General features: G+C 72.2%; 13 protein-coding genes and 1 pseudogene. 6 read left to right on the top strand and 8 right to left on the bottom strand.

Annotation, left to right across the window (positions count from 1 at the left end):
* Positions 1-35: 35 nt before the first annotated feature.
* Complete coding sequence (gene ychF, locus ACWEN3_RS21055) at positions 36-1,124, bottom strand: redox-regulated ATPase YchF (protein WP_452973046.1); 1,089 nt, start codon at positions 1,122-1,124, stop codon at positions 36-38.
* A 475-nt stretch (positions 1,125-1,599) separates the two neighbouring features.
* On the opposite strand from ychF, the pseudogene ACWEN3_RS21050 reads away from it, so the two are divergent.
* A pseudogene (locus ACWEN3_RS21050) lies at positions 1,600-1,920 on the top strand (DUF4232 domain-containing protein); the annotation flags it as partial.
* Here the strand turns inward: ACWEN3_RS21050 and asnB are convergent.
* Together asnB and ACWEN3_RS21040 are read right to left on the bottom strand one after the other, a co-directional pair.
* Positions 1,907-3,748, bottom strand: coding sequence for an asparagine synthase (glutamine-hydrolyzing) (gene asnB / locus ACWEN3_RS21045; RefSeq protein WP_452973044.1), 1,842 nt, complete (start codon positions 3,746-3,748; stop codon positions 1,907-1,909). The pseudogene ACWEN3_RS21050 and the gene asnB overlap by 14 nt on opposite strands.
* A 277-nt stretch (positions 3,749-4,025) precedes the next feature.
* Entirely contained in the window at positions 4,026-4,805 is a 780-nt protein-coding gene (locus ACWEN3_RS21040; protein WP_452973041.1) for an alpha/beta fold hydrolase, read from the bottom strand.
* 159 nt (positions 4,806-4,964) lie between these two features.
* On the opposite strand from ACWEN3_RS21040, the gene ACWEN3_RS21035 reads away from it, so the two are divergent.
* Both ACWEN3_RS21035 and ACWEN3_RS21030 read left to right on the top strand, forming a co-directional pair.
* Positions 4,965-6,059 (top strand): baeRF3 domain-containing protein, encoded by a 1,095-nt coding sequence (locus tag ACWEN3_RS21035; RefSeq protein WP_452973039.1) that lies wholly within the window; start codon positions 4,965-4,967, stop codon positions 6,057-6,059.
* Between the two features lie 94 nt (positions 6,060-6,153).
* Positions 6,154-7,179: a Gfo/Idh/MocA family protein gene (locus tag ACWEN3_RS21030; RefSeq protein WP_452973036.1), complete on the top strand. Its 1,026-nt coding sequence runs from the start codon at positions 6,154-6,156 to the stop codon at positions 7,177-7,179.
* Here the strand turns inward: ACWEN3_RS21030 and ACWEN3_RS21025 are convergent.
* Both ACWEN3_RS21025 and ACWEN3_RS21020 read right to left on the bottom strand, forming a co-directional pair.
* Entirely contained in the window at positions 7,169-9,196 is a 2,028-nt protein-coding gene (locus ACWEN3_RS21025; RefSeq protein WP_452973032.1) for a phosphocholine-specific phospholipase C, read from the bottom strand. The two genes, ACWEN3_RS21030 and ACWEN3_RS21025, sit on opposite strands and share 11 nt — an antisense overlap.
* Positions 9,197-9,324: 128 nt before the next feature.
* On the bottom strand, positions 9,325-9,738 hold the full coding sequence (locus ACWEN3_RS21020) for an SsgA family sporulation/cell division regulator (protein WP_452973029.1): 414 nt from the start codon (positions 9,736-9,738) through the stop codon (positions 9,325-9,327).
* A 349-nt stretch (positions 9,739-10,087) separates the two neighbouring features.
* On the opposite strand from ACWEN3_RS21020, the gene ACWEN3_RS21015 reads away from it, so the two are divergent.
* Positions 10,088-11,515, top strand: coding sequence for a PP2C family protein-serine/threonine phosphatase (locus ACWEN3_RS21015; RefSeq protein ID WP_452973026.1), 1,428 nt, complete (start codon positions 10,088-10,090; stop codon positions 11,513-11,515).
* Positions 11,516-11,565: 50 nt separating this feature from the next.
* On the opposite strand, the gene ACWEN3_RS21010 is transcribed toward ACWEN3_RS21015, so the two are convergent.
* Positions 11,566-13,059 carry a DNA-binding protein NsdB gene (locus ACWEN3_RS21010; protein ID WP_452973023.1) on the bottom strand — a complete coding sequence of 498 codons (1,494 nt, stop codon included), beginning with the start codon at positions 13,057-13,059 and terminating at the stop codon, positions 11,566-11,568.
* Between the two features lie 287 nt (positions 13,060-13,346).
* Between ACWEN3_RS21010 and ACWEN3_RS21005 the strand changes: the two genes are divergently transcribed.
* Together ACWEN3_RS21005 and ACWEN3_RS21000 are read left to right on the top strand one after the other, a co-directional pair.
* On the top strand, positions 13,347-14,492 hold the full coding sequence (locus tag ACWEN3_RS21005) for an aminoglycoside phosphotransferase family protein (RefSeq protein WP_452973020.1): 1,146 nt from the start codon (positions 13,347-13,349) through the stop codon (positions 14,490-14,492).
* Positions 14,493-14,760: 268 nt separating this feature from the next.
* Complete coding sequence (locus tag ACWEN3_RS21000) at positions 14,761-16,731, top strand: N-acetylmuramoyl-L-alanine amidase (protein WP_452973017.1); 1,971 nt, start codon at positions 14,761-14,763, stop codon at positions 16,729-16,731.
* A 13-nt stretch (positions 16,732-16,744) separates the two neighbouring features.
* Here ACWEN3_RS21000 and ACWEN3_RS20995 read toward each other — a convergent pair whose 3' ends face one another.
* Positions 16,745-17,242 (bottom strand): hypothetical protein, encoded by a 498-nt coding sequence (locus ACWEN3_RS20995; RefSeq protein ID WP_452973014.1) that lies wholly within the window; start codon positions 17,240-17,242, stop codon positions 16,745-16,747.
* A gap of 263 nt (positions 17,243-17,505) precedes the next feature.
* Positions 17,506-18,176 (bottom strand): universal stress protein (locus ACWEN3_RS20990; RefSeq protein WP_452973011.1); only part of this gene is annotated, 671 nt, incomplete at its 5' end.

The raw sequence follows: 18,176 nt of genomic DNA, 5'->3' as shown, positions 1-18,176 counted from the left end.
GGGCCGGCCCCGCCGGGGCCGGCCCTTTTCGCGCGTCAGACGTTGAAGCGGAACTCCACCACGTCCCCGTCCTGCATCACGTAGTCCTTGCCCTCCATGCGGGCCTTGCCCTTGGAGCGGGCCTCGGCGACGGAGCCGGTCTCGACCAGGTCGCCGAAGGAGATGACCTCGGCCTTGATGAAGCCCTTCTGGAAGTCGGTGTGGATGACACCGGCCGCCTCGGGGGCCGTGGCGCCCTTCTTGATGGTCCAGGCGCGGGACTCCTTGGGACCGGCCGTCAGGTAGGTCTGCAGGCCGAGGGTGGCGAAGCCGACGCGGGCGAGGGTGGCGAGGCCGGGCTCGTCCTGGCCGACCGACTGCAGGAGCTCCAGGGCCTCCTCCTCGTCCAGCTCGGCGAGGTCCGCCTCCAGCTTGGCGTTGAGGAAGATCGCCTCGGCCGGGGCGACCAGGGCGCGCTGCTCGTTCTTGAACTCCTCGTCGACCAGCTCGTCCTCGTCGACGTTGAAGACGTAGAGGAACGGCTTGGTGGTGAGCAGGTGCAGGTCGTGCAGCAGCTCGTTGCGCTCGGTGCCCTGGACGATGCCGTGCGCGAAGAGCGTGTCGCCCTTCTCCAGGATCTCCTTGGCCTCCTCGACCGCCTTGACCTTGGGCCCGATGTCCTTCTTGATCCGGGACTCCTTCTGGAGCCGGGGCAGGACCTTCTCGATCGTCTGGAGGTCGGCGAGGATCAGCTCGGTGTTGATCGTCTCGATGTCGTCCTTCGGCGAGACCTTGCCGTCGACGTGGACGACGTTCTCGTCCTTGAAGGCGCGGATGACCTGGCAGATCGCGTCGGACTCACGGATGTTCGCGAGGAACTTGTTGCCCAGGCCCTCGCCCTCGGAGGCGCCGCGCACGATGCCGGCGATGTCCACGAAGTCGACGGTGGCCGGAAGGATGCGCTCCGACTTGAAGATCGACGCCAGCCGGGCGAGACGGCCGTCCGGGACGCCGACCACGCCGACGTTCGGCTCGATCGTGGCGAACGGGTAGTTGGCCGCCAGCACGTCGTTCTTGGTCAGGGCGTTGAACAGGGTCGACTTGCCGACATTGGGCAGGCCGACGATTCCGATCGTGAGCGACACGTTGCGACTTCCCGTGGATGAGAGGGCCAGGAGCTGGGGGCTGTGAGGGCCAGAGACACTGGCCGATCCACCAGTCTACGGCGTTCCGGCCAACGGCCTCCCGGGAGCGTCACACGCTCGGCCAAGCTCCGCGCATCGGCGTGTCTGGGTGGCGATTCGACACATAAGCAGACCTAAGTTGGTCCAATGGAGCAACACAGAACGCGACGCCCGAACGACGGACGGCGAGGTGGCACGCCGCCGGCCCCCCTGCCGCCGCAGGCCCGGCGCGGGCCCGCCGGGCAGCGGACGGGACGCTCCGTACGGCGGGTACGGGTCGCCCGGCCGGTGCCACCGGGCCGGCCGCTGCCGAACGCCCGGCTGACGGGGCTCGGCAGCGGACTGTTCTGCACGGCCGCGATGGTCCTGCTCGGCTGCCTGGACCAGTTACTGCTCGACGGGTCGCTGCCGGTGTACGGCGTGCAGCAACTGCGTCGTCGACCATGTGCCCACGGTGGTCTTCGGGAATCTGGACGGGGCCGCGCTGCCGGTGCCGGCGGGCGGCACCGGCGCCTACCCGCTGGCGGCGGGCGGGACCGCCTACGCCGACGTCCGGACCATCCGCGACCCTGCGGACCCGGAGGCCCGCCGGGTGGACACGGTCACCGTCGCCGCGTCCGCCACGCACCGGGGCGCCTCCTTCACCGCCGCCCGGCTCGGCACCGGCACGCGGGTGCTGGTGTGGGAGCCGGTGACGACGTGGTGGCAGCCCTCGGCGGCGGCCGCGGACCGGATCATGGGAGTCAGCCGAGTGTGAGCTGCGGCGAGTAGAGGTCCAGCCATCCGGCGAGGTCCAGGGTGCGTTCCAGACCGCGCCGGGCCACCTGGGTGCTGACCGGGGTGTCGCGCTCGGCCGCCTGCCGGACCCGGTCCCGGTCCACCAGGTCGAAGACCGGGTGGGCGGGCCGGGCGAGCAGGTCCTTGGCCTGCTCCTGCAGGGCGCGGGCGTACCGCGGGTCCTGCGTGGACGGGTACGGGCTCTTCACCCGGTCGTACACCGAGCGGGGCAGGACGTCCGCGGCCGCCTCCCTCAGCAGGCTCTTCTCCCGGCCGTCGAAGGACTTCAGGGCCCAGGGGGCGTTGTACACGTACTCGACCAGCCGGTGGTCGCAGAACGGCACCCGCACCTCCAGGCCGACGGCCATGCTCATCCGGTCCTTGCGGTCGAGCAGGGCGCGCACGAAGCGGGTCAGGTGCAGATGGCTCATCTGCCGCATGCGGTACTCGAAGTCGCTCTCGCCGGCCAGGCGGTGGATGTGCGCGACGGCCGTGCGGTAACCGTCGGCGATGTACCCCTCCAGGTCCAGGGACTTGGTGAGGTCGGCGCGCAGCACGTCGGTGTCGTCGCCGAAGTGGCGGCCGAAGCGCACCAACCAGGGGAAGGTGTCGGCGCGGCGGGCGTCCTCGTCGAAGAACTGGAGGTAGCCGCCGAAGACCTCGTCGGCGGACTCGCCGGACAGGGCGACCGTGGACTTCTGCCGGACGGCGCGGAAGAGGAGCAGCAGCGAGGTGTCCATGTCGCCGAAGCCGGCTGGCAGATCGCGGGCCCGGATCACCTGCTCGCGGACGGCGGGGTCGGCGAGGGCCTGGGCGTCGAGGACGATGTCCTGGTGGTCGGTGCCGGCGAGCCGGGCCACGTCGTGCACGAACGGGGTGTCGGGGGTGGCGCGCAGTTCGTCGGCGACGAAGTTGTCGGCCTGGCCGACGAAGTCGACGGCGAAGCTGCGCACCTTCTCGCCGTGTTCGGCGAGTTGGCGGGCGGCGAGCGCGGTCATGGCGGAGGAGTCGAGGCCCCCGGAGAGCAGGGTGCAGCGCGGGACGTCGGCGACCAGCTGGCGGCGCACGATGTCGTCGAGGAGCGAGCGCACGGTGGCGATGGTGGTCTCACGGTCGTCCGGGTGCGGGCGGGTCTCCAGCCGCCAGTAGACGCGGGTGGAGAGGCCGGAGCGGTCGACGGTGACGACCGTGCCCGGCTCCACCTCGCGCATGCCGTCCCAGACGGCGTGTCCGGGTGTCTTGATCAGGACGAACAGCTCACGCAGTCCGTCCAGGGTGACCCGGCGGCGGGCCAGCGGGTTGGCGAGGATCGCCTTGGGCTCGGAACCGAACAGGACGCCGTCCGGGGTGGGGTGGTAGTAGAAGGGCTTGATGCCCATGCGGTCGCGGATCATCACGAGCTTGTCGTGGCGGCCGTCCCACACGGCGAACGCGTACATGCCGTTGAGGCGTTCGGCGACGGCGTCGCCCCATTCGAGGTAGCCGTGCAGGACCACCTCGGTGTCGGAGTCGGTGGTGAAGCGGTGGCCCCGGCCCTCGAGTTCCCGGCGCAGTTCGCTGAAGTTGTACGTCTCCCCGGAGTAGACCAGGGCGACGTTTCCCTCGGGGGTGGCGAGGGACATCGGCTGGCGGCCGCCGGGCAGGTCGATGATGGCGAGCCGGCGGTGGCCGAGGGCGGCGGGGCCCTCGGCCCAGGTGCCCCGGTCGTCCGGGCCCCGGCAGGCCATGGTCTCGGTCATCGCATGCAACGCGGTGGCCTCGGCGGTCAGGTCACGGTCGAAGGAGACCCATCCGGTGATGCCGCACATGCGCTACCTCCTGCCTACGGCCGGCGGCCCGCTTCTCGCCCACCCGCGCTGCCCGGGGTGGCCGGGCCCGGCCGGCGGACCAGTTGCATCGAGCACCTATATGACGAGCGTCCGTCAGGCACTCGGTGCCGGTCAACGCGGCCGTAGCCCGACCGGCCGACCCTCCCCCATGGTTTCGGCCGTGTTTTGCCTCCGCGAAATCGAGGAACCGCCCCGCCACCCCGCCGGGGGCCACGGGAACAGGCCACAGGCAAAAAATTCCCCAAGCGGTAGCCCGTCACAGCTTCGCAGTCAGAAACCGGTCCAGCACCTCGGTCAGTTCGGCCGGCTTCTCCAGGGGCAGCTCATGCCCCGCGTCCAGGATCCGGACGATCGCGTTCGGGTACGCCTTGGCCATCCGGAGCATCTGCCCCACCGGCAGCTGGACGTCGTGGTATCCGTGCACCATCAGGGTGGGCGTACGGATCTCGCCGGCGCGGTCGAGCACGTCGAAGGCGCGCATGGCGCCGTACAGCGTCATGACGACCTCGCGGGGGGTGCCGGCCGAGGCGCGGATGTGCGCGCGGACCTCCTCGCGCGGGTAGCCGGGCGCGAACGCCCGCTGGATGTTGGCGGCGACGAACAGCTTGAACGGCACCAGCGTGGACGCCGCCATCAGCAGGCCCCGGCCGCGGCTGTAGGTCATCCGGCCGATGGAGCCCACCAGGACCATGCGCTCCACCCGCTCGGGGTGGGCGAGGGCGATGGTCTGCGCGATCATCCCGCCCATGGAGTGGCCGACCAGCACGAACCGCTCGGCCCCGAGGTGGTCGAGGAGCGCGAGGACGTCCTCGGCCAGCTCCGCGATCGTGCGCACCCCGGCGCCGGTGCTCTCCCCGTGTCCGCGCAGGTCCAGCCGGATCACCCGGCGTCTTTCGGAGAAGTGGGCGATCTGGTGGTCCCAGCGGTGCCGGTCCGCGGTCCAGCCGTGGACGAACACCAGGGGCGCGTCCGCCGCGTCGCGGGGGCCCTCGTCGTCGTACGTCAGGGCCGCTCCGGCGACTTCGAGCTGCGGCATGGGGGCCTCCTGGGGATGCGGGTACGGACCGGTTACTGACGGGTACGGTAGCCTCCCGCACGGCCCGTAGTCACCGGCACCGGGCAAGGAATCCACGGAGTTCGCCGCGTCCGAATCACCCCGAATGCCGTACAGGTGAATCGGCCCTATCGTGCTGTCATGGAGCACGCACTGAGTCCCGCAACCCTTGCCGAACTGCGGCGTCCGCGGCCCTATCCTGCGGTGTCCGTGCTGACCCCGACACACCGCCGCGGAGCCGAGAGCGGCCAGGATCCGGTCCGGCTGCGCAACGTACTGGCCGAGGCCAGGAAGCGCCTGGAGTCCGATCCGGCCGTGACCCGTGAGCGGCGCGCGGAGGTCGAGGCACAGCTCGACCGCGCGCTGGCGGACGTGGACCTCGCGCACGCCGAGGACGGCCTGGTGATCTTCGCCGCCCCGGGCGAGCACCAGGTCTGGTCCCTGGGCCGCGCCGTTCCCGAACGTGTGGTGCTGTCCGACACCTTCCTCACCCGCAACCTGGTCGCCGCCCAGGCCGCCGAGCGGCCGTTCTGGGTCCTGTCGGTCTCCGCCGACCGCGTCACCCTGTGGAGCGGGGGCCCGGACCGGGTCGTCGAGGACCGCGCCGGGGGCTTCCCGCTGATCCGGAGCCGGCCCAACTTCGACGCCGAGCGGCAGGAGCGCATCGGCGATCTGCCGAGCACCTTCCGCGACGAGGGCACCCGCCAGTTCCTGCGCGAGGCCGACACCGCGATGAGCACGGTCCTGCGCGACCAGCCCCGGCCGCTGTACGTCACCGGCGAACGGGCGGCGCTCTCGCTGCTGGACGAGGTCGGCAGCGTCGCCAAGGACGCCGTGCACGTGCGGCACGGCGGGCTCGCCCACTCCGGTGCCGACACCGTGTGGCAGGCCGTCCGGCCGGTCCTGGAGGCGGAGGAGTCGAAGGACACCTCCTCCGTGGTCCGTGAGCTGACCTCCGCGCGCGGCCACCGGACCTTCGCCGCCGGCCTGGACGAGCTGTGGCAGAGCGCCCGGGAGGGCCGGGTGCGGCTGCTGGCCGTGGAGGAGGGCTACCGCGCGATCGTCCGCGACATCGGCGAGCATCTGGTGCCGGCCGAGCCCGGTGACCTGGACGCCCGCGAGGACATCGTGGACGAGATCGTGGAGCAGTGCCTGGAGACCGGCGCCGACGTCCGCTTCGTGCCCGACGGCATGCTGGGCGACGCGGACGGGATCGCCGGAGTGCTGCGGTTCTGAGCCCCCACCCCGGCGTCCCGGCCGAGACCCCGGAGTAAGCGCTCTCTCGTCGGCGTACGCTACGGCGTGATTGTCGGCGAGAGGGAGCGCGCGCATGGGTGAGCTGCTGGGTGTTGCGGTACTGGGTACGGGACACATGGGGGCCGACCACATACGCCGTCTCGACCGGGTGGTCAGCGGCGCCCGGGTCGCGGCCGTGGCCGATCCCGATGTCGAGCGGGCGAAGGAGGCCGTCGCGGGCCTCACGGACGTCACCGTGCACACGGATCCGCAGTCCGCGCTGGACGCTCCCGGCGTGGCTGCCGTCCTGGTCGCCTCCCCCGGTCCCGCCCATGAGGAGGCGCTGCTCGCCGCGTTCGCCCGGGGACTGCCGGTGCTGTGCGAGAAGCCCATGGTGCCGGACTCCGCGGGCGCGCTCCGGGTCGTGGAGGCCGAGGTGCGGCTCGGTCGCCGGCTGGCGCAGATCGGCTTCATGCGCCGGTACGACGCCGAGTACCAGCGGCTGAAGGCCCTCCTGGACGGGGGAAGCCTCGGCCGGCCGCTGATGCTGCACTGCACCCACCGCAACGTCTCCTCCCCCGCCCACTTCACGAGCGCCATGCTCGTCAACAGCTCGGTCTCGCACGAGATCGACGCGGCCCGCTGGCTGCTGGGGCAGGAGCTGACGGCGGTGACCGTGCTGCGTCCGGTGTCCTCCACGGGCGCCCCCGAAGGGCTGGTCGACCCGCAGTTCGTGCTCTTCGAGACCGAGCGGGGCGCCCTGGTCGACGTCGAGGTCTTCGTCAACTGCGGTTTCGGCTACCAGGTGCGCTGCGAGGCCGTGTGCGAGGCGGGCAGCGCGCGGATCGGCGACGGGCACACCATGGTGGTCACCGCCGGGGGCGGCGCCCGCGAGGAGGTGGCGCAGGACTATCTCGTCCGTTTCGCCGACGCCTACGACCGCGAGGTGCAGGCCTGGGTCGACGCCACCCGGCGGGGCGAGGTCACCGGCCCGGGCGTCTGGGACGGGTACGCGTCGTCCGCCGTCGCCGAGGCGGGGGTCCGGGCGCTGGAGACCGGCGGCCGGGTGGCCGTCGACCTCGCCCCGCGCCCGGACCTGTACGCCGGGGTCAGCCGCTGACGCTGGCGGCGCCCGTCTCCAGGTGCCCGGTGAACCGGCGCGACCAGGTCGCGTCGGAGTCCACGGTCACCGTGAAGTCGTACCAGCCGCTCTGGTACGCGACGGCGTTGAAGAAGTCCTCCGCCGAGGCGCCGGCGGCGACGGTGTAGGTCCAGGGGCCGTCACCGCGGTAGTGGTCGGAGGTGATGGTGAACTTCACGGGCGAGGTGCCCGAGTTGGTCATCTTGAGGTAGACGGCGAGCTTGCCGGTGCCCGGCTCGACGGCGTAACGGCTGCTCACCTCCGCCGACTTGCCCGCCTCGGCGGCGTCGCCCTGGAAGCGGCGCAGGAAGCGGTTGGGTCCGACCATCGTCAGGTCGTACTTGCCGCCGCCGAAGCCCGTGCCGATGTTGAAGGAGTCGGAGGCGGTGCCGCCCGCGTCGACGGTGTACTGCCAGGGCGTGGTGTCCCGGTAGGCGTTGGGGTGGATGGAGAAGTGGGCCGCGCGGGTCGCCGGGGCGCCCTGGTTGGCCATGGTGAACCAGGCGAGGATCTTGCCCGCGGCCCCGAACTCCAGGTGGTCCAGCCAGCCGTTGGGCTGGTACGGCAGTGCGCGGGCGGGGCGGGTGCCGGTCTCCTGGGCGGGCAGGGCGTTGTCCGTCGGCACCGGGTTGGGCAGCGGGCCGCAGGTGGCGAGGCCGATGACGCCGGTCGCGGGCAGGGTCACCGGGCCGTGGACCGGGTGGGCGAAGTCGAACACGCCGGTGAGGTCGCCGCTCACCCTGCGCCGCCAGTCGCTGATGTTGGGGCAGGCGGCGGGCTTGCCGAGGGCGGCCGTCCAGGTCTCCAGGAAGCGCAGCACCGAGGTGTGCTCGAAGACCTCGGAGGACACCCAGCCGCCGCGCGTCCAGGGCGAGATGACGAGCATCGGGACACGGAACCCGAAGCCGTAGGGCACCCCGTTGAGGAACTCCCCGGCCGTTCCGGCGGGCGGCGCCGGCGGGGGCACGTGGTCGAAGTAGCCGTCGTTCTCGTCGTAGTTGAGGAACAGGACCGTCGAGTCGAACACGTCCTGGTCGGCGGCGAGGGCCTGGTAGACGAGGTTGACGAAGTGGGCGCCGTCGCCGGGCGGGGCGTAGGGGTGCTCGGAGAACGCCTGGTTGGGGACGACCCAGGAGACCTGCGGGAGGGTGCCCGCGAGGACGTCCGCCTTGATGGCGGCGGCGATGTCGTCGGGGGTCGAGCCGGTCGCCTTCGGAACCGACGCCATGCCGCGGTCGTACAGCGGGTCGCCGGCCTTGGCGTTCGCGAAGTTCTTGAAGTAGGCGCAGCCGTTGTCGCCGTAGTTGTCCGCCGCGTTCTGGTAGACCTTCCAGCTCACCCCGGCGGCCTGGAGCGCCTCGGCGTAGTTCTGCCACGTCAGGCCGGACTCGTCGCCGCCGTCGTAGCTGGCGGAGTCGACCTTGCCGCTCCACAGGTAGGTGCGGTTGGGGCCGGTGGCGCTGAGCGTGGAGCAGAAGTACGCGTCACAGACGGTGTAGTTGTCGGCGAGCGCGTAGTGGAAGGGGATGTCGGAGCGGTCGAGGTACCCGAGCGAGCGGACGTTGCCGACGCCCAGGACCCAGTTGTCCATGCGGCCCTTGTTCCAGGCGGAGTGCTGCGACGACCACGAGTGGGGCAGGTCGCCGTTGCACTGGGCCAGGGTCTCACCGTCCTTGCCGCCCGCCGACGGGGTCGCGCTGAGCTTCCACGGGTACTGGCGGCCCAGCCCGTTCGGCTGGTCGAAGACCGGGTGGCCGCCGCTCAGGCTGATGCCGCTGCGGTCCGCGAAGCCGCGCACGCCCTTCAGGCGGCCGAAGTAGTGGTCGAAGCTGCGGTTCTCCTGCATGAGGATCACCACGTGCCGCACGTCCTTGATCGTGCCGGTCGCCGTGGTCGCCGCGGCGGCCGAAGCACGGGTGGTGCCGGCGCCGAGCGCCATCCCCGCCGCCACGGAAGCGCCCAGTCCCACGAAGCCTCTTCGGCTGATCGGTGTCATTGGCCCCGTCCTCGTCCTCGGAGTGCCCCAGCGGCACACCGCGCGCCAGGGTGCACGCGGTGATCGTCAGGGTCCATACCCGTGCGGTGAGGCGAAGGTGAACAATGCTCAAAGTCACCGGGTGCTCCTCAGACCCCGCCGAACAGGGCGCTCAGGCCCCGTTCCACCACCCCGGCCACGTCCTCCTGCCCCGCCGCCACCACGCCGTAGGTGCGCACGAGGAAACGGCGCAGCGTGGAGGCGGGGAACTGGAGCAGGGCGAGGCCGTACGGCGAGTGGAACTCCAGCACGGTCCGGGTGGGTCCGTACGGCCATATCTGTACGTCCCCGTGCCCGGCCGGGCTGCGCAGCCCCTGGTCGAGCAGGGAGCGCGCGAAGGTCCAGGTGACCTCCTCGCCCTCCAGGGCGGCCTCGGCCGGGAAGTCCAGGAAGACGGCCAGCGGGTCGTCCGTGGTGTAGCGCAGGGTGGCGGTCACCGGGATCTCCTGGTCCTCCGCGGTGATGAGCCGGGCATGGGCGGGCTGTTCGATGCTGATGTCCATGCCTTAATGGAGTCGCCGGAGGCGCTTCGCATGCCGCCAAATCCGGTCAGACTTCGATACGTACAGGCCGGTCGGCGGCATCATGGAACACACGAGCGTCGAACGGGCGAATGAGCCTTGCTCCCGAGTCGTCCGGATGAGTCAACTCCCGTAGTGTTTCTACGACTTGGAGTATCGAACGCGTACGCCATTTATGCCTCGGGAACACTCCGGGAAGACTCTGGCATATGCCGGAAGCACCACCGTATCGTGTGTTGCCAAATCCCTTACGGGGCGTCGCGGGCTGTGCGAGAGTCGTTAGCGGTCCCCCCGTCCTCCTTGGCCGTACCGTTCCCCTCCGGAGTGCGAAATGCCGTCCCCAGTCTCCGCGGACCACTCAGCCGCCCAACCGCCAGGACGCGGCTCGGTCGAGGCGCTGATATCGCAGGCGCGGCGACTCAAGGGCGAGGTGGACGCCGTACGGCGGGACACCCGGAACGACGGTACGGACCCGGAGGACCGCTGGCAGCGCGCCCTGTACGACCTCGCCCTGCACCAACTCAACGATCTCGACGCCCACTTGGCCCAGCTGCGGGACGGCCCGGCACCCGCTGCGCCCGCCCCGGCCGAGCCCGCCGCCCCGCCGGCGCCGGCCGCCGCCCCGCGCGGATCGCTGCTCAGCCGGGTCGGCAGTGCGGAGTGGAACCTGCTGACGGACGAGGCGACCTGGTCCGGCGAGCTGTACCAGATCCTCGGCCTCGACCCGCGCGACCCCGCCCTCACCCTGGACGAGCTGCCGTCCCTGGTCCTGGACGAGGACCGGACGAAGCTGACCACGATGGTGACCGACTGCCTGGTCGACGCCAAGCCGATCGACGGCGAGTTCCGTGTCCTGCGGCCCGACGCCTGCGTGCGGACCGTGCACATGATGGGCGAGCCCGTGCTCGGCGCCGACGGCAGCACCGCATCGATGTGGGCCGTGCTGCGGGACGTCAGCGAACTGCGCCGCAGCCAGCGCACGGTGCGCGAGACCCGTGACTCGCTGCAGCGCCGGCGCAGCCAGGAACAGACCGAGCACCGGATCGCGGCCGAGCTGCAGGAGGCGGTGCTGCCGCCCTGGCGCGGCTCGCTCCGGCTCCCGCACCAGGGGCCACGGACCCTGGACCTCGCCGCCCATCGCATGCCGTCCGCCACCGGCACACTGATCGGCGGGGACTGGTACGACGCGCTGGAGCTGACCGACGGCGAGACGCTGCTCAGCGTCGGCGACCTCACCGGGCACGGGGTGGCCGTCGCCTCGGGCATGGCGACCCTGCTCGGCGCCGTACGCGGCATGGCGATGGCCGGCTCCCGGCCCGGTCAACTGCTCGCCATGCTCAACCAGTTACTCGACGCCACCGTGCAGCCCGCCCTCGGCAGCGCCGTCTGCTGCCGCTACCGGCCCGAGACCCGCACCCTGGTCTGGGCGCAGGCAGGACACCCCGCCCCGCTGCTGTACCGCGACGGGACGGGGCGCATGCTGAGCGCGCCGGACGGCCTCCTGCTCGGCGCCACCCCGGGCGCCGTCTACGGGCAGGCCGAAGCAGCCCTGGAGCCGGGCGACCTGCTCCTGCTGCACACGGCGGGACTGGTGTCCGGGCACGGCGGAACGGCGTCCGTGGACCGTCTGCTCGACCTCGCCCCGCGGTTCGGCGCGGCGCGTACCGCGCAGGACTGTGTGCGGACGGTGGTCGAGGAGTTCGGCGGGACCGGGCGCGAGGGCGACGCGTGCGTGCTCGTCGCCAAGGTCACCGCATGAGGTGACCCGCCCGGAAGCACTCGGCGCGGCGAACGCGGCGCACAGGCCCCCTATGCCTGTGCGCTGTTGCCGCCCTTGGGCCTCGGCTTGGGCAGGGCGAACCTGATCTCCTCGCGCAGTTCGTGGATTCTCGGGTACTCGGCGTACTCCGCGGTGAGCCGGTACATCTGCCGCAGCCGGTCCCAGGTGCGACGGGAGGAGTTCGAACCCATCGACATGAGGGCCAGCCGTGCGTAGCGGTCGGCCTGTTCGGGGTCGTCGGCGATGAAGCAGGCCGAGGCCATGGAGAGATGGTCGAAGATCTTCGAGCGCTCCCGGCCGTCGATGCGCAGCGCCAACGCCTTCTCCGCGTAGTACTGGGCGTGCGCGGCCGCGCCCGGGTCGAACTCGGCCAGCGTCCGGTAGGCGAGGGCCTGCATGCCGTACAGGTCCTCGTCCTTGAAGGTCTGCATCCAGTCGAGCGGTTCGGCCTCGTCCCGGTCGGAGACGAACATGTCCTCCGCCTGCCCGAGCGTGCGGCGCATCGCCTGGCCCTTGCCCATCGACGCCTGCGCCCAGGCCTCGATGGTGTGGAACATCGCCTTCGTACGCGGCTGCAGGCGGTCGCCGGCACCGGTCTGGGCGAGCTTCATCAGGTCCAGCGCGTCGTCGGGCCGGCCGAGGTGCACCATCTGGCGGGCCGCCCGGGACAGCGCCTCGCCGGCGCGCGGCCGGTCACCGCCCTCACGGGCGGCGTGGGCGGCGATGACGAAGTACTTCTGCGCCGTGGGCTCCAGGCCGACGTCGTGCGACATCCAGCCCGCGAGGACCGCGAGGTTGGCGGCGACGCCCCACAGGCGCCGCTGGAGGTGGGGTGGGTGGTGGTAGGCGAGCATGCCGCCGACCTCGTTGAGCTGGCCCACGACCGCCTTGCGCTGGAGCCCGCCGCCGCGGGCGGCGTCCCAGGCGCGGAACACCTCGACGGAGCGCTCCAGTTCCTCGATCTCCTGCGACCCGATGGGGGCGGCCTCGTAGCGGTCGAACCCGGCGGGGTCGGCGTGCAGGGGGTCGTCGAGGACGGGGACGTCGGCCCTGAGGGCCGGGTCGGTGTGCAGCCAGTCGTGCATGGCGCTGCTGAGTGTGGATCCCGCGGCGAGCGCGGCACCCGCGCCCACCAAGCCGCGTCGGTTGAGCATGAGGTCCATTCCCGTGAATTCGGTGAGGACCGCGGCGGTCCGCTCGGGCGCCCACGGCACACCGTCGGGATGTTCGTCGATCCCGTCGCCCTGCCGTTTCCCCGCACGCCCGTGCCGAACCAGACCGAGGTCCTCGATGGTCACGACACGGCCGAGACGCTCGGTGAACAGGGCCGCCAGCACCCGCGGCACGGGATCGCGCGGGATCTCTCCCATGTCGATCCAACGCCGCACCCGGGAGGTGTCGGTCGACAGCTGGGGGTGGCCCATGGCCGCCGCCTGCTTGTTGACCAGCCTCGCGAGTTCGCCCTTGGACCAGCCGGCCAGGCCGAACAGGTCCGATAGGCGGGTGTTGGGTTGTCCGCTCACGTCAAGCCCCCAGGTTCTCGGCTGACTTGACAGTAGTCCCGCGGAGGTTGCCGGGCGACTATTCGCCACGGTTCGCCAGGGTCCGCCAGATGGTGTGCCACTGGGCATCGGGTGTCAGGTAGGAATGCGCCACCCCGACCCGGTTCGCTTCCTGGTCCTTCACAGGGTCCCCAGTGTTTCCGGGTGTCACGGACGCATTCCCCAGGGTGCGCCCGGGTGACCGGGCCGGGTTGCGCGCAAGGCTTGAAGGCAGGCACCGCAGGCACACGAAGGGATCTGTATCTCCCATGTACGCAGCCTCGTCCTCCGTGTCCGCCCCGCCCCGGCCGCTGCGCGCCCGTCCGGCGGGCGGCGGACCCTACCTCGACCCGGCGGCGCGGCCGGGCGGCCCCGTGCTCGGCGCGGGCCGGCCCCGGCGGATCCCGGGCCAGCCCGGTACCCAACCGCTCAGCGGGAGACTCGACTTGTCCGGCCCCCAGGGCGCGCAGCTGCGCACCGCGCTCGCCTCGGTGCACCGGATCTGCCCGGAGTTCGCTCCGGTGCAGGTGCTCCGGCGCAGCGGGCGCTCCGTCCTGCTCGTCGGGACGACAGGCCGCAGCACCGCCGTCGCCAAGTGTCTGCTGGACCACTCGCCCGCCTGGGCCGAGCGGTACCGCCATGAAATAGCCGCATACCGCTCGTTCGTCCGGCACCGGCCTCCGGTCCGTGTGCCCCGGCTGATCGCGGCGGACCCGGACAACTGCACGCTGGTGATCGAGCGCATGCCGGGCCGGGTGGCCGCGTTCCAGCGGCATCCGGTGGAGGCGCCGCCGCGCGCCGACATCCGAACCGCGCTGGGCGCGGTCTGCCGGGTGAACGCCTGGCGACCCCCGGCGGGCCTGTTCGACATGCCGCTGGACTACGGCGCCCGGATCTCCCGGTATCACGAGCTGGGCCTGCTCACCGACCGGGACCTCGGCGACCTGCAGAAGCTGCTGCACGGCATCGCCCACGAGGTGGGCCGGCACGGCATGCTCCAGTTCTGCCACGGCGACGCCCTGCTCTCGAACATCCTGCTCTCACCGGCCGGTCCAGTGCTGGTGGACTGGGAGCACGCGGGCTGGTACCTGCCGGGCTACGACCTGGCGACGCTGTGGCTGGTGCTCGGGGACGCGCCGGTGGCCCGCCGGCAGATCAGCCAGATCGCCCAGTCGGCGGGCCCGGCCTCCCGGGACGCCTTCCTGGTGAACCTGATGCTCCTGCTGACCCGGGAGATCCGGACGTACGAGACGGCGGTACAGCGTTCGATGCACGATCCGGCCCCGGCGGCTCCGGGTACGGCCCATCCGGCTGCTGCGCCGTCCGGCGAGGAACAGCGGCTACTGCTCAGGCGGCTGCACGACGACTGCCAGATGGCCCGCCGGGCCGTCCGCGCGGCGGTCGGCACCCGCTGACGGGGACGAAGGTCCGCGGCGCGCCCGGAGCGACGGCGCACCGCGGACCTTCGTGTGTCCGGGGCGGTACGCCGACCGTGGCCACTGGTGTATTCCAGTGACGCCCCGCAGGCCCGCCCACCGCCGCCGCGAAACTCGCCGGAACCCCTCCGTGACGTGGGAAATCAACGTCCTGAAGGCATCATTGACGGATCGTCGGCAAGCGGGTACCACTGACCCAGCTCGGCGCCGAACGCCCCGCCAAGCCCGCCCGTCACAGGAGGCCGCATTGCGAGGTTCCGCCACCGATCCCACGTCCGCCCCCGGCCACAGACATCTGCGGCGAGCCGCCGCCCCGCTCGCCACCGCGGCCCTGTTGCTGCCGCTGCTCGGCGCGGCTCCCGCCCCGAGCGCCACGGACTCCTCCGCGAGCCGGCTCCAGCACGCGTTCGCCTCCGCGGCGGCCGAGTACCACGTGCCGCAGAGCGTCCTGCTGGCCGTCTCCTACCTCCAGTCCCGCTGGGACTGGCACGCCGGCGCGCCCAGCGTGTCCGGCGGCTACGGCCCGATGCACCTCACCGATGCCCGGACCGCGATCGCGACGACCGAGCACTTCGCCGAGGGCACCGAGGACGCCCGCGGCGACAGCGCCCGCCCCGCAGTGCACCCGTCCGTGAAGGCGCCGGCCCGGTCCGCGCTCCCGGCCCGTCTGAAGACCCTGCCGAGGGCCGCGCGGCTGACCGGCCTCCCGGCCGCCCGGCTGCGCACCGACCCGGCGGCGAACGTGACCGGCGGTGCGGCCCTGCTCGCCGCCGCGCAGAAGCAGCTGGGCGAGCCGCTGAGCACCGACCCGGCCGCCTGGTACGGCGCGGTGGCGCGCTTCTCCGGCGCCGACGACAAGGCGACCGCGGCGGCGTACGCGAACGACGTGTACGACGTGCTGCGCACCGGCGAGCAGCGCACCACGGACGCCGGCCAGCAGGTCACGCTCGCGGCCCAGCCGCGGCTGACGGCCGACACCGCCCAGCTGGGGCGTGCCGGGCTGCGCGCGCTGCCCACGGACGGCGTCGAGTGCCCGCGCTCGGTGTCCTGCGAGGCCGTCTGGGCGCCGTACGCCGAGTTCGGGAACGGCGACTACGGCAACCACGACCTCGGTGACCGCCCGGTGTCGCAGAACATCAAGTACATCGTCATCCATGACACGGAGGGCGCCTGGGACGGGGTGATGAACCTGATCCAGGACCCGACGTACGTGTCGTGGAACTACACCGTCCGCTCCACCGACGGTCTGATCGCCCAGCACGTCAAGGCGAAGGACGTGGCTTGGCACGCCGGCAACTGGGACATCAACGCCCGGTCGATCGGCATCGAGCACGAGGGCTTCCTCGCCAACCCGGACGCCTGGTACACGGAGGCGATGTACCGGTCCTCGGCGCGGCTGGTGAGGTACCTGTCCCGGCAGTACGACATCCCGCTGGACCGGCAGCACGTCCTGGGCCACGACAACGTGCCCGGCCCGACCGCCTCGACCATCCCGGGCATGCACACCGACCCCGGGCCGTACTGGGACTGGCGGCACTACTTCCAGCTGCTGGGCCACCCCTTCAGGCGCACCGCCGGCGAGGGCGGCGGACTCGTGACGATCCTGCCGGACTACTCCGCGAACCAGCCCGCGTACACCGGCTGCACCACTGCGGGTGAGCCGTGTACGGCACACGGCTCCAGCGAGGTGCGGCTGTACTCGGACCACGACGTGAACGCGCCGCTGATCAACGACATCGGTCTGAGGAAGGCCCCGACGATCGATGTGAACGACCTGTCCTCCCGGGTCTCCACCGGCCAGCAGTACGCGGTCGCGGACCGCTGGGGCGACTGGACGGCCATCTGGTACCTGGGCCAGAAGGCCTGGTTCGAGAACCCGCGCGGGGCGCGTACGGCCGTTCCGGCGAAGGGCCTGGTGGTGACCCCCAGGGACGGCCTCGCCGGCATCCCGGTGTACGGCCGTGCCTACCCGGAGAAGGAGGCGTACCCGGCGGGCGTCCCCGCCCAGTCCGTGGTGCCCCTGCCGTACACGATCCCGGCCGGGCAGAGGTACGTGGTCGGCGACGAGGTGCCGGGCCAGTACTACTACGCGGTCACCTTCACCCCCGACTCGCACCGGGTCGTGGTGGGCAAGGACCTGTACTACGAGATCCAGTACGGCCACCGGGTCGAGTTCGTCCGCGCCGCGGACGTGACCGTCGAGGGTTCGGCCGGATAGGCGAGGCGGTGCCTCAGCCCTGCTGGAAAAGCTCCGCCGGGAGCGGCTTCAGCAGGGCGTACAGGTCGTCCGTGATGGGGCGGTCCCAGGCGGCGATGGTCACGAGGACGCCGTCGCTGCGGTCGAACTGCACGCAGGAGATCCGGGTCTCGGACAGCTTCAGGCGCCGCACGATCAGGAGGTTGTCGCCCTGGAGGACGGGGGTGTCCTCGGTGCCGACGACGGTGACCTCCTCGTCGTTCTCCAGCGCCAGCAGCAGCTGGCCCACCTCGAAGGGGATCTCGCCCTCGGCGACCTCGCGGGCCGGGGAGCCCTCCGGCAGATTGCCGATGATCATCGCGGGGCCGCGGCCGCCGAAGAGGTCGTAGCGCAGGAAGACACCCTGGCAGGTGCCGTCGGGGGCGGGCAGCAGACCCGCGCCCAGATTGCCCGGCCAGTCGCCCGGATCCATGGCCAGCACGTCGAAGTCGGGTCCCGCAGGGGTGGCGCTGCGGCGGCGGAGGAACGACATGCGGCCATGGTACGTGCCCGGCGTCCGCTGGGTGACCTGCGGGCGTCCGGTGGGGCGGCGGGCGATCAGCTCGGGGGGCGGCCGACGAGAAGGACGGCCGGACCGCCGCGGGAGCCCGTGATCGGGGGGCGGGGGGCCGTCCCGGTACCGCGAGCGGCGACGGGGCCCGCCGCGTGCAGACGTACGCGCGGCTGGGGGGCACCACAGCCCCGTGCATGGCAGGCGGCGAGGTGGGGCGTGTCCGACGCACCAGGTCGGGCCCGTCAGTCCTCCGGTGGCCGGGGCGGGACCACCGCGACGGGGCTCGCCGCGTGCAGGAGTACGGCCTGGGTGACGGAGCCCATCATGCGGGCCGGGGCGAGCAGCCGCCGCCGGTGCCGGCCGACGACGACCAGTTCGGCGTCCTTGGAGGCGGCGACGAGGTGCCCGGCCGCGTCGCCGGGCAGCGCGGCGGCGTCGGCGCGGACGCCGGGATGCTGTTCGCGGTGCGGGGCGAGGAAGCCCTCGGCGAGGACCCGCGTCTCGTTCTCCACGGCCTCCTGGTCGACCATGGGCGGGACCAGCTGGCCCGGCGCGGACCAGGTCTGCACGGGCCAGGGGTAGGCGGCGATCACCTGTACCCGCGCCTCGCGCCGGGCGGCCTCTTCGAAGGCGAAGGCGAGGACGGCCTCGTCGGGGCTGTCGGCGTGCAGGCCCACGACCACCCGGGGCCCGGGCTCGGCCGGCCCCTCGCCGTGGACCTCCCGGCCGGGGCGGGGCACGATGACGACCGGGCACTCGGCGTCCCGCGCGACGGCGAGGCCGTTGGAGCCGAGCAGCAGGCTGGCGAAGCCGCCGCGCCCCCGGGAGCCGAGGACCAACAGCTCGGCGTCCGTGCCGAGTTCGGGCAGGACCGCGCCCGGTACGCCCTCTAGGGCGACGTACTCCACGGCGG

The organism is Streptomyces sp. NPDC004561 (assembly GCF_053602155.1).
Note: the sequence above shows the minus strand (reverse complement) of the source record. Positions and strands in the feature narration are given on the sequence as shown.

Excerpts from the sequence above, each read along its gene's own strand:
- ACWEN3_RS21020 (WP_452973029.1), bottom strand. The coding sequence starts at position 9,738 with ATGGACATCAGCATCGAACAGCCCGCCCATGCCCGGCTCATCACCGCG.
- ACWEN3_RS21025 (WP_452973032.1), bottom strand. The coding sequence starts at position 9,196 with ATGACACCGATCAGCCGAAGAGGCTTCGTGGGACTGGGCGCTTCCGTG.
- ACWEN3_RS21040 (WP_452973041.1), bottom strand. The coding sequence starts at position 4,805 with ATGCCGCAGCTCGAAGTCGCCGGAGCGGCCCTGACGTACGACGACGAG.
- ACWEN3_RS21035 (WP_452973039.1), top strand. The coding sequence starts at position 4,965 with ATGGAGCACGCACTGAGTCCCGCAACCCTTGCCGAACTGCGGCGTCCG.
- ACWEN3_RS21030 (WP_452973036.1), top strand. The coding sequence starts at position 6,154 with ATGGGTGAGCTGCTGGGTGTTGCGGTACTGGGTACGGGACACATGGGG.
- asnB (WP_452973044.1), bottom strand. The coding sequence starts at position 3,748 with ATGTGCGGCATCACCGGATGGGTCTCCTTCGACCGTGACCTGACCGCC.
- ACWEN3_RS21005 (WP_452973020.1), top strand. The coding sequence starts at position 13,347 with ATGTACGCAGCCTCGTCCTCCGTGTCCGCCCCGCCCCGGCCGCTGCGC.
- ACWEN3_RS21015 (WP_452973026.1), top strand. The coding sequence starts at position 10,088 with ATGCCGTCCCCAGTCTCCGCGGACCACTCAGCCGCCCAACCGCCAGGA.
- ACWEN3_RS20995 (WP_452973014.1), bottom strand. The coding sequence starts at position 17,242 with ATGTCGTTCCTCCGCCGCCGCAGCGCCACCCCTGCGGGACCCGACTTC.